The sequence below is a fragment of the Paraburkholderia ultramafica genome, assembly GCF_902859915.1.
Lineage (GTDB): Bacteria > Pseudomonadota > Gammaproteobacteria > Burkholderiales > Burkholderiaceae > Paraburkholderia > Paraburkholderia ultramafica.
In genome coordinates, this window is the sequence record NZ_CADIKK010000033.1 from 24,675 (window position 1) to 41,033 (window position 16,359).

Annotated in this window: 14 protein-coding genes; 8 read left to right on the forward strand and 6 right to left on the reverse strand. The window is 54.6% G+C overall.

Annotated features, from left to right (window positions below; translation table 11 throughout):
- Window positions 1-18 precede the first annotated feature (18 nt).
- Window positions 19-1,353 (forward strand): ATP-dependent nuclease, encoded by a 1,335-nt coding sequence (locus tag HV744_RS28105; protein ID WP_246279225.1) that lies wholly within the window; start codon window positions 19-21, stop codon window positions 1,351-1,353.
- Entirely contained in the window at window positions 1,350-3,305 is a 1,956-nt protein-coding gene (locus tag HV744_RS28110; protein ID WP_175152632.1) for a UvrD-helicase domain-containing protein, read from the forward strand. Before HV744_RS28105 ends, HV744_RS28110 begins: the two co-directional genes overlap by 4 nt.
- Window positions 3,306-3,509: 204 nt before the next feature.
- On the opposite strand, the gene HV744_RS28115 is transcribed toward HV744_RS28110, so the two are convergent.
- Window positions 3,510-5,156 carry a tetratricopeptide repeat protein gene (locus HV744_RS28115; RefSeq protein WP_175152633.1) on the reverse strand — a complete coding sequence of 549 codons (1,647 nt, stop codon included), beginning with the start codon at window positions 5,154-5,156 and terminating at the stop codon, window positions 3,510-3,512.
- Window positions 5,157-5,382: 226 nt separating this feature from the next.
- Between HV744_RS28115 and HV744_RS28120 the strand changes: the two genes are divergently transcribed.
- Window positions 5,383-6,954 carry a LamG domain-containing protein gene (locus HV744_RS28120; protein WP_175152634.1) on the forward strand — a complete coding sequence of 524 codons (1,572 nt, stop codon included), beginning with the start codon at window positions 5,383-5,385 and terminating at the stop codon, window positions 6,952-6,954.
- A gap of 137 nt (window positions 6,955-7,091) precedes the next feature.
- Here the strand turns inward: HV744_RS28120 and HV744_RS36850 are convergent, their stop codons facing one another.
- Window positions 7,092-8,231, reverse strand: coding sequence for an acyl carrier protein (locus HV744_RS36850; protein WP_217469160.1), 1,140 nt, complete (start codon window positions 8,229-8,231; stop codon window positions 7,092-7,094).
- A 182-nt stretch (window positions 8,232-8,413) separates the two neighbouring features.
- Here HV744_RS36850 and HV744_RS28130 point away from each other — a divergent pair, with 182 nt between their 5' ends.
- Window positions 8,414-8,857: a VOC family protein gene (locus tag HV744_RS28130; RefSeq protein ID WP_175152635.1), complete on the forward strand. Its 444-nt coding sequence runs from the start codon at window positions 8,414-8,416 to the stop codon at window positions 8,855-8,857.
- 35 nt (window positions 8,858-8,892) lie between these two features.
- On the opposite strand, the gene HV744_RS28135 is transcribed toward HV744_RS28130, so the two are convergent.
- A complete protein-coding gene (locus tag HV744_RS28135; RefSeq protein ID WP_175152636.1) occupies window positions 8,893-9,834 on the reverse strand; it encodes a DNA-binding protein in 942 nt (313 codons plus the stop codon).
- 161 nt (window positions 9,835-9,995) lie between these two features.
- On the opposite strand from HV744_RS28135, the gene HV744_RS28140 reads away from it, so the two are divergent.
- A complete protein-coding gene (locus tag HV744_RS28140) occupies window positions 9,996-10,964 on the forward strand; it encodes a tyrosine-type recombinase/integrase (RefSeq protein ID WP_175152637.1) in 969 nt (322 codons plus the stop codon).
- A gap of 61 nt (window positions 10,965-11,025) precedes the next feature.
- A complete protein-coding gene (locus HV744_RS28145) occupies window positions 11,026-11,664 on the forward strand; it encodes a hypothetical protein (RefSeq protein WP_175152638.1) in 639 nt (212 codons plus the stop codon).
- An 18-nt stretch (window positions 11,665-11,682) separates the two neighbouring features.
- Here HV744_RS28145 and HV744_RS28150 read toward each other — a convergent pair whose 3' ends face one another.
- From HV744_RS28150 to HV744_RS28160, 3 genes are read right to left on the reverse strand one after another with little or no spacing between them, the layout of a single operon-like run.
- Entirely contained in the window at window positions 11,683-11,919 is a 237-nt protein-coding gene (locus HV744_RS28150) for a hypothetical protein (RefSeq protein WP_175152639.1), read from the reverse strand.
- Window positions 11,920-11,937: 18 nt separating this feature from the next.
- The gene (locus HV744_RS28155) at window positions 11,938-12,297 is read right to left on the reverse strand and encodes an HVO_A0114 family putative DNA-binding protein (RefSeq protein ID WP_175152640.1); all 360 of its coding nucleotides are present in this window, start codon (window positions 12,295-12,297) and stop codon (window positions 11,938-11,940) included.
- Window positions 12,294-12,662, reverse strand: coding sequence for a toxin-antitoxin system TumE family protein (locus HV744_RS28160; RefSeq protein ID WP_175152641.1), 369 nt, complete (start codon window positions 12,660-12,662; stop codon window positions 12,294-12,296). The genes HV744_RS28155 and HV744_RS28160 overlap by 4 nt, the downstream gene beginning before the upstream one ends.
- Before the next feature lie 1,863 nt (window positions 12,663-14,525).
- On the opposite strand from HV744_RS28160, the gene HV744_RS28165 reads away from it, so the two are divergent.
- Window positions 14,526-15,713 (forward strand): ROK family protein, encoded by a 1,188-nt coding sequence (locus tag HV744_RS28165; protein WP_175152642.1) that lies wholly within the window; start codon window positions 14,526-14,528, stop codon window positions 15,711-15,713.
- 19 nt (window positions 15,714-15,732) lie between these two features.
- Window positions 15,733-16,278: a hypothetical protein gene (locus HV744_RS28170; protein WP_175152643.1), complete on the forward strand. Its 546-nt coding sequence runs from the start codon at window positions 15,733-15,735 to the stop codon at window positions 16,276-16,278.
- The last annotated feature ends 81 nt before the right edge of the window (window positions 16,279-16,359 follow it).

Sequence of the window (16,359 nt, forward strand, 5' to 3'; positions counted from 1 at the left end):
GTCGAGGTGACAACTACTTTGACAACGGCCGTTCTGGGGTATCCGGGACTGCATGACCCCCAGCAGTTTCACTTCCGCACCCGCATCCAAACTGCAGACCTTCTTGCCCACAGCACGGCAGTCCAGTACCGCCTAGACAAGACTGCGGTCGACGAGTCCTTGCCAGAGCACTCTATCGGACTCGGCTATCAGAATCTGCAGTCGCTGAGCTTCACGGTCGTGTCGTTCCGCGCCGCGCGCCTCAATCCGCCGCAGGGCACTCCGGCGGCAGTTCACCTCGTGATGGTTGAGGAGCCTGAGGCCCATTTGCACGTTCAGGTTCAACGCAACTTCTCGTCGAACGCTCACGGACTCATTCGCCCGAAGGAGCCGGTGCATAGCAACCTTCGCAGTCAACTGCTTATCAGCACGCACTCAAGCCATCTGGCTCATGGAGGCAGTTTCACACGTCTGCGATATGTGAAGCGGGTAGCAAGTACTGGAGCGGACATCAAGCCCAGCACGGAGGTCGTCAATCTGGGCGACGCCTTCGGCGAAGACACTCAAACCAGGACGTTCGCCGAGCGCTACTTTCAGGTCCAACACACAGACCTGCTCTTCGCTGACGCGGCAATCTTCGTGGAGGGCACCGCTGAGCGGATGCTGGTGCCGCTTTTCATCGAGCGGGACTTTCCGAAGCTTGCCAAGAAGTATGTGTCCTTCCTTGATATCGGTGGCAGCCATGCGCACCGTCTCAGGCCACTTGTAGAGCGGTTGGGGATTCCAACAGCTGTTATCACCGATTTGGACCCCGTGGTACCAACCAAGAACAAAACGGGACGCATTGTGCGGGCAGCCGTGCACATCGCAGGCCAAGCAGACCTCGAGTGCGGGAACGACACACTGACCTCGTGGCACCCGATGCTGCCGGACTTCCAAGCTTATGGGAAGCCGACGCCCGCTCAGCTCGAGTGGACGTCAGACTCCGGCGTCAAAGTCCGCTTTGCATGGCAGCTTCCTGTTGTGGCCGCAAGTGACCAATGGCCCAGCTCGTTTGAGGACGCTCTCGTCCTCTCCAACATTGATTGGTTCAAGGCGTTGGACGAAGAGAAGGACCCTGTCACGGGCAAGAAGGCGGTCCACCGCGGCGCCTTGGGGAAGGTGATTGGTCTCGTGCTCGATCACCCCGATCACACCGAGCTGCTTAGGGAACTCCACGCGATGTTACGCGGGAACTTCAGCAAGGGCGATTTCGCGGCAACACTGTTCGAACGGCTGAACGCCGGTCAAGCCCTGGCATGCCCCTCGTACATCTCTGATGCACTCACTTGGCTGAGTGGCGAACTCAACGTCACGGCCGGAGAGACCCCTTGAGCGCCGCACTGCAGTCCCTTGGAAACGACCGCGACGCTCACGTCGTCGAAGACATCTGCGGCTACATTACTGCGACCCCGCCTCGCAGCTTCTTTCTCTTCGCCGGCGCAGGATCCGGGAAGACTCGCACGTTGGTTGAGGTCCTGCGCCGAGTCACTGGAGTGGTGAAGCATGAAGCGGGAGGCCGGCATGCAGAGCGGCTCCGGTCCCGCGGACAGTCGGTTCGCGTCATCACCTACACCAAGAACGCGACCGCCGTCGTCAACGGTCGACTCGGCGAGAACTATCTGACCGCAGTGTCAACCATCCACTCCTTCTGCTGGGAACTCATCAAGGACTTCCACGATGATATCCGAGACGCCCTGCTTGCACGCAACGCCAAGAAGCTTGCCGCCGCCAAGGCCTATGCAATGGGTAAGGTAAAGGGTGAGTCGGAGAAGGACCGGGAAAAGTACGCCGAAATTGAGGCGGAGGCCGAGGAGATCCGGAAGACTGACGCGTTCATCTATCACCCGGACCGAGATACCTACGGACAAGGTGCGCTGTCACACGGCGAGGTCCTGGAAGTGACAGCGTGGCTCATTCGTGAACGCCCAACGCTGCAGCGCATCCTGGAGGACCGACACCCCCTCATCCTCATCGATGAGTCGCAGGACACGATGAAAGGAGTGCTTGACGCGCTGTTCGAGCTTTCGAGGAGCCGCCCGGGTCAGATCACGCTCGGGCTTCTGGGCGACCATCGGCAGCGCATCTACCCGGACGGCCACGACGACCTCCCGTCGCATGTGCCCGAGGACTGGGCCCGCCCCGCGTTGCGGATGAACCATCGCAGTCAGCAGCGTATCGTCGAGCTCATCAACAAGATTTGGGACGCTGACATCGAAGGCCGTACTCAGCCCAAGACTGGCGTGCCCCAGCATTCGCGAACGGAAAAAAACGGTGGAACCGTTCGCATCTTTGTCGGCGATACCAAGACGGATACCGCCGAGAAGATTCGGAAGGAGACGGACTGTGCGCTCGCCATGGCTGCCGAGACTGGCAGCTCGGCCTGGCAGCATGATGTGCGCGGCTACAAAACGCTGGCGCTTGAGCACAAGCTGGCTGCCAAGCGGGGCAACTTCTTCGAGGCATACAACGCGATGGACTTGCTGGACAAGGACGCCGCGATGCCCAAGAGCAACGGGGAGCGGACCGGTCCTTCTATCGTTCGGCCGCTCCTCGGCCCAATTCTTGAGCTCGCCCAGTGCCGGCATCCGGACGGTTCGCTGAACGAGTTTGCCTCCACTGACGTGCTGCGTCGGCACGGCGCGCTTGCAGAGCTGCCGCAAGCCAGCGCCGAGCGTCAGGCCGCGCTGGATAACATATACGCGGCAGTCTTGAAGTTCGCCGACGTTATCTCCAAGCCCGAAGCAACTGTGCGGGAAGTCTTGGCACCAGTCCTCGAGGGACGGCTCTTCGAAGCGGACTTCCGCCTCGTCCAAGCATATGGCGACTCCTCGCCTCCACCGCCCGAACCGAAGGCCAGAGGTAAGGAAGCCAAGGAGGACCGACGCAAACGCGGATGGCACGCCCTCTTCAGCACGTCTTGGCGACAGATTGCCCGCTATCGCGCCTACCTCGACGGACAAGCCGAACTCGCGACACACCAAGTCGTCAAGGGCTCGGAATTCAAGCACGTCATGGTCGTCATGGACGATGAGGACGCCGGAGGCACGCTGATCTCCTACGACAAGCTCTTCGGTGCCGAGGAGTTGAGTTCGACTGACCGGGAGAACGTTGACGGGGGAAAAGAGACAACCATCGACCGGACCCTGCGGCTTCTGTATGTCACATGCAGCCGCGCCGAGGAAAGCCTCGCTCTGGTTCTTTGGGCAAAGAATCCCAATGCAGCGATCGACGCAATCAAACGGTCCGAATGGTTTGCCGCGGACGAGGTGATTGCTTTGAAGTAGTTCGGCAGGCAAAGTATCTGAGAGAAGGAGTGTGCCTCATCCTTCGGCCGTCCCGACGCCGAGCGAGTGGTCATATGAGATCAAATTCGACGGGCTCCAGATTATTCAGGATGGGTTTCATAAAGACATCCCCGAGAAACCCGCGATAGGCGCTAAATGAAGGGATTATGCGCCCTCTAATATCTCAATTATTAAAGCGGGTGTTTATTGATGCTGCGCCAGAATGGCATCTGCACGATCATGATAATATTTGGCCTTATCTTTATCACCGAGATAGTCATAGATGGAACCTAGAGTTTGATCAGAGCGATAAAAGTTCGGATCCATTTCTAACGACCGCTGTAAATTTGTAATCGCATCCGGAATATGGGCCGTCCAGTCAGGCAGCTGCAAATAGGCTCTCGCCATAGCGTACCGTACATCTGGACGGGAGTCTGATATCTCAACCGACCGTTTAAACTGCTCGATGGCTTTAAAGTAATCGCCTGTCTGGGAATAATATACCCCCAGACTACCATATGCAGCCGCTGAACGTTGATTGTAACGGATTATATTATTATAAAAACTGACAGGGTCATGCCAGATTTTGTTCTGCTCATGGGTTTTAGAAAACATCGATCCGGCAAAAATCAAGGCGATGGAGGAACAGGCGAACACAAGAAGACGCGGACGGTTTTGTAGTATTTTTGCCAGCGTTTCGCCCGTCCCCAGAAACAACCCGACCGAGGGCAGATACATCCAGTGTTCGAGGAACAACGAATTCATCGGGCTCAAAATCCCGCTATCGGGCGAATGCGCCGCGGCGAACCACAACAATCCCCAACTCATCTCAATGCCATGTTCGGGCTTTTTACTGCTCCGAATAATTTGCGCGGCGGCGAGAAGTACAATTCCGAGCCCCATCATAACCGGCTCACTCTGGACGACTTCATGGAGCGAGAGATTGTAGAACGGAAAGCCTCGCTCCATATGCAGATTTTGGGGCCAAACAAGCAGGTCAAGGTAGTCAGGCAGAGTGGCCAAGAAAGTATAAATTCGATAGGCCGGATGGTACGCATATTCTCTAAGAGCAGCATTGGCTGATAACGCGGCAAAATATTCTGCGGATTGTGTGCCAAAGAAGTTATCAGCATGAAGTCGCCAGGTGGCATAAATAAGCGTTATGCTCCACAAAGGCCATGTGCAAAAATAGGTGCGGACATTTAAGCGCTGCGGGTTTGTGAGGAACAGGCAGGCCATGACCAGAAGTGGGAACATAACTGCGGCTTCTTTGCTCAACAGCGCCAGCAGGAACAAAGGCATGATTTGTAGAATTTTACGTGGCGTAAAATCGGGCAGCAGGATAATAATCGCCCACAGGCAGAAGAACGTGAATAACGGATCGGCTGTCGCGCTCATGTAAGTGACGGCTTCGGTGTGCAGGGGGTGCAATCCCCACACCAGCGCCGCCAGAAAAACGCCCCAGGGCTTAAACCTCAGTTTTGTGCCAAGCCTATACACAAAGCAGGTATTCGCCATGTGCAGCGATAGGTTTAAAAGATGAAAGAAAAATGTCGCGCCGGCGCCCAGATGAAAAGCAAATAAATAAAGCAGCATTTGCATGGGGCGATAAAATCCGCCCCCCATATGCGCCCCGCTTTGCGTCGAACCCGTTAGAATATCGCCGATATGATCCCAACCGCGCAAATACTCGTTCAGGATGATTAATACTTTATCGTCATAGACAAAAACATTGCCGAAGATATTGCCATATGCGGCCAAAACGACGAGCATCAAAGCCCAATAAGGCGCTATTGGGCGCATGAAGGCGGGGATGAAATCGTCTTGGGATTGTGCGGCGGCTGTAGACATAAAAGCGCTGACAAATCTGTGAAGAGTGAAGTTACCTTACGGACGGTTTTCCATTCCCGCCAAGGGTATTAGAAAATTAGGCCTCAGATTATCTTTGTGCCTAGAAAAATGATTATATTGATATGGGGCCGGATTGTGAATTTTATTGTTTACCTTTCTTTAATGATTCCCCCATAGGTTGATTGTCGCACCCGCTTCCAAAGCTCAACCAATAGAGGTTCCTGACATGCGGTTAATTCTCGCCATCCATGCTTTGTCAATTTTATCGGTATGCTTTTACTCCCATTCATCTCAGGCGGGTACCGTTAGTGGCCCAGTATCTTCGGTAGTGGGCAATGTCGTTTTATGGAATGACACCACGGGGACGACCGTTAGTGATAGCGGAACGCCATTACAATTAAATGGATTGGCAGACGTAACTTACCAAACGGGCGGATCACCCAGCAATCTGATTATGGGCCAGAAAGTGACGTTGGCTAGCGGCGCGACACAAAACGTGTTTGTCGGGGAACTTGCGGGGGCAACTGCGGCTAATAGTACGTTAAACACTAAGAACAATACGGCCATTGGCTATACCACCATGTCGAGCTTAACAAGTGGTTCCCGCAATACAGCTCTAGGGGCCGCTTGCCTTCTGGACATTACGTCGGGGACGTCTAACGTAGCGATCGGGCCTGTCGCCATGCAGGATATGACTACTGGTCATGACAACATAGGCATTGGGGATGGCGCTTTGTCAACCTACACAACAGCTCAATATAATATAGGAATGGGAGCTAATGCCTTAGCTGGTCATGTTGGAATGAGTGGCGATTATAATATCGGCATTGGCGCTAACACTGGCGGCACGCTGACGACAGGATCGTCAAATATTTTAATCGGCTATGGAGCCGATGTGCCGTCCAGTTCTACCAGCAATTTCCTGAATATCGACGGCGTGATATTCGCCACTGGCATGACCGGCTCGGTGTCATCTCCAGCCGGAAAGGTCGGGATTGGAACGGCTTCTCCTGCCGTTTCACTCGATTTGAGTCAGAACACGGATGCGCTGGCTTTGCCTGTGGGAACGACGGGCCAACGGCCTACGGGGACTAACGGTGAAATTCGCTATAACTCCACAACGGCAGCGCTTGAAGCTTATATTGGCGGAGCCTGGGCAAGTTTAGGAACAGGTAGTTCGGTATCCGGTGACGCTTTCTGGAATAACGTCGTATTCATGCCCCGCGCGGCAGCAAGCAACACAGGGACGGATGTTTCGGGCAATGCCGTTACTTTGACATTAACTGGCATGACGACGAGCAGCTCGACAACAAAACAGGACACATATTCTTGGATTTGTGATGGAACTCATACTATTTCTGCCGCATCATCAGTCCCGGCATCCCTTTTAAGCGGGGATTTCACAATAGAGTTTTGGTATTACCAGACCGCTAATGGAGCTGATTTTTATGATGCTCAAGTAACAAATGGTTTTGATATTGAGATGACTTCAACTAATACCCCTACCATTCATCAGAATAATGTTGGTAATATTATAGTTAGCTCAGGAGGCAATACTAGCCTGAATGCGTGGCATCACTTGGCAGCTGTTCGCCAAGGCGGAGAAATGTATCTATGGATCGATGGAGCGTTAAAGGGCACTGCGGCTAATACAACGATATTCCCCGCAGGCTCTGTGTCTATGTGCGCTTATACGGGATACCAATCAGCTATTAGGGTAAGCAAATTTGCTCGTTATATCGCAACGTTCACACCACCGACAACGCCGTTCCCCACGACCATGCTAGGTGGGCCATGACCTGTAATTTCAAAAGTCAGAATTAAAACTAGGTTGTCAGCCACAATACGGTATGAAGATCGAGAGATGTAGTGCGGAATCCTGTCCTCCGCGTAGGGTCTGATCTACTACTAAGCTTTTGCCGGGATTTTATAATATTAGGCTTGAAGCTTAGACGCGATGAGAGCTGCAAGGTCGCCGACACAGGTTAGTTTCTCAACTTCAGGTCCGGTGAATTGCACTGCGAGTCTTTTTTCAACTGCCGCTATGATGCGTAGATTGTTAAGGCTATCCCATTCAGCAACATCATGTGAAGTCAGACTCGATGTTACAACAAGGTCTGGGTTATCAAGTATTTCCCGGAATATAAGTTCAAGACGGAAAATAATTGGGGAAAGATTAATTAACTTTCCTTTGTTATCGATGGCCTTGTCTAGATATAAGGTTTTAATGGCATCGCTGGTGATGGAAGCGATAAGGTCGCATCCCTTTATATTCGGATGATTCCAATCATAGAAATAGCTGCCATGCTCTAAATCAGCAAAGCTTCTTTCGAGATCGATCAGCCCGCATTTTTGTTCACGGGCGATAGCACGCACAACCTCATTAAGCGCGGATGTCTGTGCCTCTTCCTGATAAAAGCTATCCAGATTGCTGTGCTGTTTTTGCATGTATGCATCGACAGGGCCATAAAGCGGCCACGTCGCCATTAGCAAAGGAATATCGAAGCGCTTGCATACGTCACATAGAATCTGGAGTAATTTTTTTTCGTCTTTAAACCCACCCTTATTGGCAAAACTTTCTCTGAATTTTATTTTCACTTCCTCTTTTGCTTCGCGCAAAGGGTTAATTCCATGATCCGAGTTCCAGAAAGAGTTATCGGCTTCGTTCGCTATAATATCAAGACCGGGTGTTGCATAATAAACCACGCATTGCGGACGCAGGCCTATCCCCTTATTCAAAAGCAGATTGATCATATGCAGAAGATGAGAGTCAGACACGCCTGCGCTGTAGACTTTGGCATCCCTCCCCGAAGAGGCCAAGATAGTTTCAATTCTTGCTAAAATACGTTTATCAGCGGGAATAAAAAGATTTTCAATCGCGCTGCCGCCAAGCAGCAAAATTTTACTATCATTTTTCACATATGGCTTATCAGAAACCATGAAGCCATTGGCATCGATATTTACACGGCAAGTTTCGGGCACCAAAGTACCATTTGTTTTCTCAATATAGCTAAAGGGTGGAACGATATCCATGACCATCCCAGGCTGAAACTCTAGTAGGCTGATATGGCGCATGAGAATTTACCTTTTCAATATCAAGACCAAGTGTAATGTTTTAACACTGTCTGCACGGCAAGTATAGATTAACAAAGCGCAGCCAAAGCTACATAAACTTGTTTAAGCTAATAGCCTTTCCAATTGGGTGGACAGAGTATAAAATAAAAAAACTCGCAATTATTTAGCGCCAAAACGAGATTATGAGCCGCGAATCCTACCTCAATAGATTTGGCCTGACATTCCACCACTTAGGGCTTGCGGTTAAAAGACCTGATGCTGCAATCGCATTTCTTGAAGCCCTCGGCTATAAAATCGGCGAAGTTGTCTTCGATGCGTTGCAGACGGTCAACGTGGTTATGTGTAGCCATGAATCTATGCCCTCCATCGAGATTATATTTCCAGCGGAAGGGACAAGCCCAATTGATCGCTTCCTACAGCGGCACAAGGAAGGACTTGTCTATCACATGTGTTTTGAAACGCGCGATATAGAGAGCTCGCTTAGTAAAGTTAAGGCAGACAAAGCTTTACAATTAATTGATGTTTCACCTCCCACACCTGCCGTGCTTTTTGGAGGAGACCTGGTTTCTTTTTACCTTATAGAGGGAGTCGGACTAATTGAGATTATTAGCCGTCCCCAGAGTTAATGCGGCTCGAAGCGCCGCCGGGGAAAGGGTGAGGATCATTTCTTCTCCTTCGGGTGTTGCTCTCTCCCTTCAAGAGCAGCCAGCAACGCCGCGTTCTGTGTATTGAGCGCTTCGAGTTTGCCGGCCAACTTGGCGGATTCCTCGCGCGCGAGACCAGCCTCCTTGTGAGCTACATCGCGCTCAACTTGGGCCTGCATCACTTTTTCTTTCTGCTCGGCAGCTTCTCGCTCGGACGCCTCTCGCTGTTCTGCGTGGGCCTGTTCTGCGGCTTTCGCCAGGCCTTTGAGCTCGCCGTTTTCGGTACGGAGCGCCTCGATCTTGGCAGCCGCATCTTGACGCGCATTACCAAGCTCCGTCCGTAGGCGATCGCCGGCCTCGTGGGCGTTCGCCAGCTCAGCTTTGTGCTGTTCCGCCGCAGCTTTCATGGCTTGTTCCCCGGCCGCCAGGCGCTCGCGGAGCTGCACGATTTCGACGGCCTGAGCTTCGGCCTTGGCTTGCGTCTCGGCCAGGTGACGTTTCAGCTCATCGAGCTGGCCTTTCAGGGCCGCGACCTCTGCATCGAGCTCATCCATTGTCTCGGCCGCATCGGCAAGTTTCCGTTCCGCCTCTTCGCGTTGCTCCGCTGCTGCGTCGAGCGCCTCCTTGGCTACCGCAGTCGCCGCTCTGGTTGCCTTGTCGTTGAGGTCCGTCACGAGTTTCGCGAGCCGTTCGGTTGCGGCCGCGGAAAGCGCCGCGATCAACGCCTCATTTAAGGCTTCGACCTCTTGCGCGACTTCGGGCGGAAGCTCTGGGCCGGACTGGTCGTTTGCCGGCGGCTCGGTCGCGACGTGGGTCTCCCACACCCGCAGCATGCGAACGGGATTGCCGCCGCCCAGTTGGTGCCGAAGCGCCGAGCCGGTGACGTTGCGCCCGGCTTCGCGGACCTTGATTCCGGCGTCGACGATCTCTTCTTTGCTGAATTCTGGGGTCCGTGCCATGGCGGCTCCTGGGTAGGGTTTGCTGTTGAAAGTTATATTAGTGCTACATTAGTGCTAACACAAATTAATTTATGACCGCACTTATAACTTTTGACAGCCACCCTGCCCTATGGTATTTATCTGTGATAAAGGACGTTATCAAAGACAAAGAGCCGCCGACCATGCCGACCGAACTAACCACGATTGTCCAGAACCCGGAATTCAGTCCGCCGGCGGTCTTCGCGCCGGACCGGGCGTCTGCAAAACGCTTCCTCGAATTCTTCACGGCAAACATCCGCAACCCGAACACGCGGCGGGCCTATTGGCGTGCCGTCGTCGACTTTGCGTCCTGGTGGGAAATGCAACGCATCGGCGAGCTGCGGGACATCGAGCCGGTCCACATCGCCGCCTACGTCGAGACGCTGGCACTTCGGCTGGCCGCGCCCTCGGTCAAGGTCCATCTGGCGGCCATCAAAATGCTGTTCGACTGGCTGGTTGTCGGCCAGGTCGTCGCCAGTAACCCGGCGTCGGTTGTCCGTGGACCAAAGCATTCGGTCAAACAAGGGTCGACGCCGGTTCTGTCGGCGGAAGATACGCGCGCCCTGCTCAATTCGATCGACGTGTCGACGGTCGTTGGATTGCGTGATCGGGCGCTGATCGCCTTGATGACGTACACCTTCGCCCGCGTAGGCGCCGTCATCAAGATGAAGGTCGAAGACGTCTACGAGAAAAATCGCCGTCTCTGGGTTTGCCTACGCGAGAAAGGCGGGAAGCTGCACGAGATGCCGGCGCACCACTCACTGGAAGCCTATCTGCATGCGTATCTCGAGCAGAGCGGGCTCACAAGTGGCTTCCTATTCCGCTCGGCACCCGCGCGCACCGGGCAGCTGACTGAACGCCCTCTTGCCCAGGCGGACGTCCACGCGATGATTGGCCGGCGTGTTGTCGCTGCGGGCATTGCAACGCCGCGCATGAAAAAGATCGGGTGCCATTCTTTCCGCGCGACAGGCATTACCGAGTATCTGCGCAACGGCGGCAAGCTCGAGGTCGCGCAACAAATGGCAAATCATGAATCCGCCAGGACGACCGGTTTGTACGATCGACGGAATGACCAGGTGAGCCTCGACGAGGTAGAGCGGATCGTCATTTGAGGACTTGGACTATGAATCAAGGGGTCTTTTCAGCTGCGCCGCAGGCTGCTATGTGTGGGCCATGACAACGACTTCGCCGCCAATCGATGATGAGGAAATTCCGAGGCCTATTCTGGGCGGATATATGGCCGTCGAGCATGACGGAAAAACCGCTTTCAACTGGGGAACGTTCGACAGTTATGAATTAGCTCGGTCTATTGCCTACTTAGTCGAAGAAGACGACGAGAAAGCTAAAATCAAGCCGTCAGCGTCGAGAAAAGTTGACGCGTTCCCTATCACAAGTGCTCTTTATATTGAGCTCTTCGACCATGAACATCCGATGCGGCAATCTTTCGATTTGACGGAGGCGAACCGCAACATTATTTGGGTTGAAGGAATTAAAGGATGGGGAACAGCGGAGGAAGCTCAAGCGTTTCCGCCTAAGTCCGCTAAGAAGGCGGCCGAAACGCAGCCGAAAATGACGGCGCAGGAAAAGGCCGCCATGCTTGGCGTTACCGTATCCTCGATTTTCTACCACAAAAAGCCTGTCGGCTCGCCTCTGACGGACCAAGAAAAGCTTGTTCTCGACCACGACTGGGCAGCGTACCAGGCGAAGACATCGAAAAAAGCGACAGCCTCCAAAACAAAAGAAGCGTACCTTGAATCGCGACAAAAAATTGCCGCTGAGGTAAGGGAGAGGGCTCGAGGTCATACGACGTAGGCCCTAAACACACCAGATTCATTCAAGACTGATTTGCGGGCGCGTAGACGGGCTCGGCGTTACATCGGCTTTGGGCTGGTCCCCTGCTTGTGCCCGCTTCATGGCGCGCTCGGTAATTTCCTGCGTTAAGGCGGGCGTATAGGGCTTGGTGCGGCCCGCCGCAATGTCATCTTCCCCGCGCTGAATGGCTTCGCGCAGAAGCGCCTCGCGGAAAGCGGGGTCGCCCGCGACGCTTCCGTTGTTTTTCTTACTCATGACGCGGGCCTTCTTTCTTCACTGAAAGGACATCGCCAGTTCGACGCCCGAATAATTCACGCGCGGAACCAGCTGGCGGCCTGGGCCCTTATCGAAATGCACCAAACCATAGGTTTCCATAGTCTTAAGTGTGCGCGAAAGGTTGGATTCAGCCCTGCCCGTTTTCTCGGCCAGCTCCCTAACCGAGGTAGGTTCGGTCTGCGCGATCAGCGTCAGCAACGCGCGGTTTTTGTCCGAAAGAACACGGGCGAAGCTTTCCAGCGACTGAAACCACACTTTGGGTTCGTCGGGAGCAGGCACATACTCGCCGCGCGCAATTGCCATCGTGCGAGCTTTGTATTGTTCGAGACTGGCAATACCTACTTTCAGCGTGGTCATGGCTCACTACTCCTTTCCTGCAAAATCGCCTCAACCTCTGTCCAGAAGTCCGCCAACAGTGTCGCGGCGTCCCGATAGAGATAAAAGCGCACCGTCTCTCCGCTATGGCGGTGATCGTATTCGATGCGTGTCCTGGCTCCGGGGCCCGTTCCTTCGCGAATTGCATGCGCATTGTCGAAGCCCAAAAGGCGGCGACCATCTTCTCCGTGCAACGTCAGAGAATAGCTAAGGCCGTGTGGCCGCTCCGGCGTCACCGCAACATGCCTGACAGCAAACTTGACCCAGTGCTTTCCCTTCTCATCCGCGAAGAAGGTTTCCCCGTCCAGCAATAGAAGCGCATCGAGGCTGGCATCGCGGTTTTTCATGGCTCTAAACTTATCATTCACTGATAAGTTCGTCAAGAAAAAAGGGCGCGCCTTCCCGCGAACTCCCTACCGAAGTTGCCATTGGTGCACCTAAGATTAGCCTGGTGGGCAATTAGGGCCACTACAGTCGGGCAAGTTGCACCGAACTTGCCCGTCGCTTGGATCGAGAACGGCACTGTCATTTGGGTCGCAGCAAATCTGCGATCCATAGGGAGGGACGACCGCTCCGTGCGGCGTGCATGCGCGACATATCTGAAAATTACAGATTGCCGGGGTTGGACTTTGACAACAGTGGGGGCCGGCTTGCCGATCCGGTACGCACATAGTGCCCAAGGCGCTGCAGGGCTGGCCGGATGCCACGCACTGGTTTCCTTGACATAAAGAACCGGTCGGGCATACGTTCCCGCATGCGCCGCAATTGTTATTCGAATTGCTTAACACACAGTGGCCTTGGCAACAAAGACTGCCCGCAGCGCAAGCAGAGCCCGTGCCACATTTTGGCCCGGGCGGAGGACCAGTCCCGATTGGAGGAGGGCCCGGGTAGTAACAATTGGAGCAAACATAGGTGACCAGGATAGTTGTGCGTTGTCCATTAAAGTTGTCCGCCCATCCTTCTACTGTGGTGGTCGTTACACCGGTTTCGGTAAAGAGAAGTGAAACCCTGCTACCGGCTTGACCGGCGCCATCCGACCCAAAGATATAGAGCGCATCAGGCACCACGCTAAACGGAGCCGAAGTTTGCACCGTGTAGAGGGTCGTGCTGCCCTGCTTTATCTGCAAGCCGAAGTCCTTGACTCCTCCTGGATTGCGCGCGTTAGCGAGCACCATGACATTAGTGCCGTTCTCCACGGTGACCGTGCCGGAGGAACTAATGTTCTCAGGGTCTGTAAGGCCGCCCCCGGAAGGAAAACTTGTAATTGTGATGATCGGCGGTCGATCTAGGCCGACCGGTGGGATCGAGACTACATTGGTGCATCCGCTAACGACGATTGCGGCGCCCCAAGCAATCGCCCAGCATCTACTTCGGATCTGATCCAGGGCGAGCATTAGGCGAGCGAGGAGAACACGCTGGCGATTGCTCGCGTAGTGCCGGGACTGGTCATCATCGCGTCGTGCGGGCATATGCGTGTTGCTGTAGCGGGAACGTGAAACGGAGGTTTCGACACGTCGCCTCGAACCTTTTCTCTAGATGTAGGCGATGTGCAAAGGAAAAGCTACCTCTGCGGCGTCGACGACCAGATCATTGCCGCTGAACTGCTGTAATTAGATGCGTAGAGTGCGACGCTCGGTGCCCGCCCCTTCTCGAAACGTCCGGGTCGAAAGATCCATGGTCTTCAGCGTGCGCTGAGCGCCTGGGAGCTCGAACCTGCTTCGGCGCTCGCCTTTGGCTGCAAGGTGCCGCAGCCTCGAAATTCGCTGTAAAGCTTGGGCATCGTGCGCTAGGGTCCATCCATGCTGCCCGCCGCCCTGCCCCATCTCTCCCCTTCCGATGTTGCCTCTCTTTGGACGGCCATTGCAGGATCCGCCTGCACAAAGTGGATGATCGCCGTAGCGATAAAGCGTTACCGCAGGCGACTTTGGTACAGGCGGCAAAACAACATGCGGGCACTTCGGGCCATGTCCTGGTGGGAGTGACTATCATTCGTGAAATGGCGGGCGTCGCGACGCGTGAGAAAGCGGCCGCCGCGATCGTGGTAACGGTCGGCCGCTATTACGCAAGATGCAATCAGCGATGCTGCGAAGCTGCGTGTCCGTCTTGTTGACGGCGACGAGTTGCTTCGGATGAAGACTTCCCGCAAGAGGTGAGCGTTTTCGGGAAGCGTGCGTAGTATGGCTTGCAAGTCACTGACGAGGGTTCATGAAATGAACGCCGTTCTTGCGATTGCAATCGAGGATCGTGTCGATCTGTGGTTCCATGATCTTGATGGGACCAAGAAGCCGCGTGATTGTTCGCGCGAAATCCCCGAAGGGGAAGGGTTGGACTTTTGCGAGGAAGTTCACAAGCTGCTGTCCGAGCTGGTCGGGATGATGTGTGCGACGCTCGGTAGCGCGCGGGAAGTATTCGACTCGCTCAGGGCTGTCGTCGTGAGTGTTCCCGGCGTAGTGGACAAGAACCGGGTCTTGCGGCAAATCCCCGTCTGGCATACCGGCGCGCGATACAATGTTCAATGGAACGGACGGCCCTGCTTTGACTTTGCTGAAGTGCTATCGGGCGTTGCCGCAAACCTGATCGCATCTCAAGGTGAAAGCTGGCCGGAGCCAAACCGCTTAGCTTTCCAAAAGACCGTCTACTGCGTCAACGATTCGACGGCCTGTGCCGCCTTCGAGGATACCCGGAGAAAAGACGACGATCCGGATTTCATCTACCTGAAAGTCCATAACGGGATCAACGTCGGCATCGTTCAGCGTAGCTATGACGGTCGCGTTGTAGTCAGCACAAAACCGCATCCCGAAGTCGGACATGCGTATCCGATCCGGCATGATGATGACTATGACGCAGGGTATAAAGGTATCTGCCACTTCCATGACTCTTGTTACGAAGGCATGATCGCGGCAGCTGGTCTGCGCGAGCGTATCGTCACAACCGAAAGTCCGGTATTCGGCGCCTGGAAACAGCGGCTCGATGAGCTCGAGACTGAAGGCTTGCACGGCCAGGCGCTTGACAATGCCCTTGTGCATTACATCCTTGGACATGGGAAACGACCGCCGGCCGGGCACGGCGAGGGCGTTGATCTGGTCGCTTGGTATGTCGCGCAGCTCGCATTCCACCTGTCGCTGTTGGCGCCGAAGCATATCGTGCTCGGCGGCCGCATGGCGACATCGGCGGTCATCACGGCCGTGCGGCAAAAGCTTGTAGATTTCGCGAACGGCTATCCGCAGCGCGATGAGCTGACGCCCGCCGGAATATCACGGCATATCGTTGCTAGCCAGGCGAGGGAATCTGACAAGGATACAATCGAGGTTCAAGGAGCGTTGGCTATCGCCGTGTCTCGGGCCAAGGCGAAGCCAGGGGAAAAGGGTCATCCTCATCTCGCCCTTGTCCGTCCCTGACCTTTGTTTATGGAGTGACATGATGCCTGCCAAGCCGGCCGCGAAGAATAGCCGAGACCCCGAAACCTCCAAATCGCCGCGGCAACCTGGTCGACAGTCCATTGGGAAAACCCAAGCTTCCCAAGAGGTTCGCTCACTCTCCGCGGCGAAAGTAAATACGTACTTGCAACCCGGTTCGAATGAACGCTATACCCCTGACGAGCAACAACCAGGGAATGGCAACGTGTCCGTGAAGAACAAGGCAAAGCAGGTCGGCAGTGAAGTCGCCAAACGGAAAACTCAACCAGTACCGAAGCGCGCAGGACTGAAGGGTGTTGTGGGCTACCTACCGGAAGACCAGGTCGAGGATCTCACCGCAATCGCCGCTGCGGTAGATTTCGGCCTGACGGACTATGTAAGCAGGCTGATTGCCGAGCACGTTGCTGCCAATCCGGAACTTGTCGCAAAAGGCAGAGAGATGCTCGCGACCGGCTACCGCGCCCCCCGTCGGCCTCGCCGCACGATAGAACTTGAAGAAGAAAACGCTCGCCTTCGCGCTGCGCTGCTCAGCGTAAACCCACACTAATTCTCACCTGCCAGAATGTTGACGCCACGACGTCAGTGCGTTAGTGTTTACTTCAAGTGCTAGCACTAAATGCTGCACTAG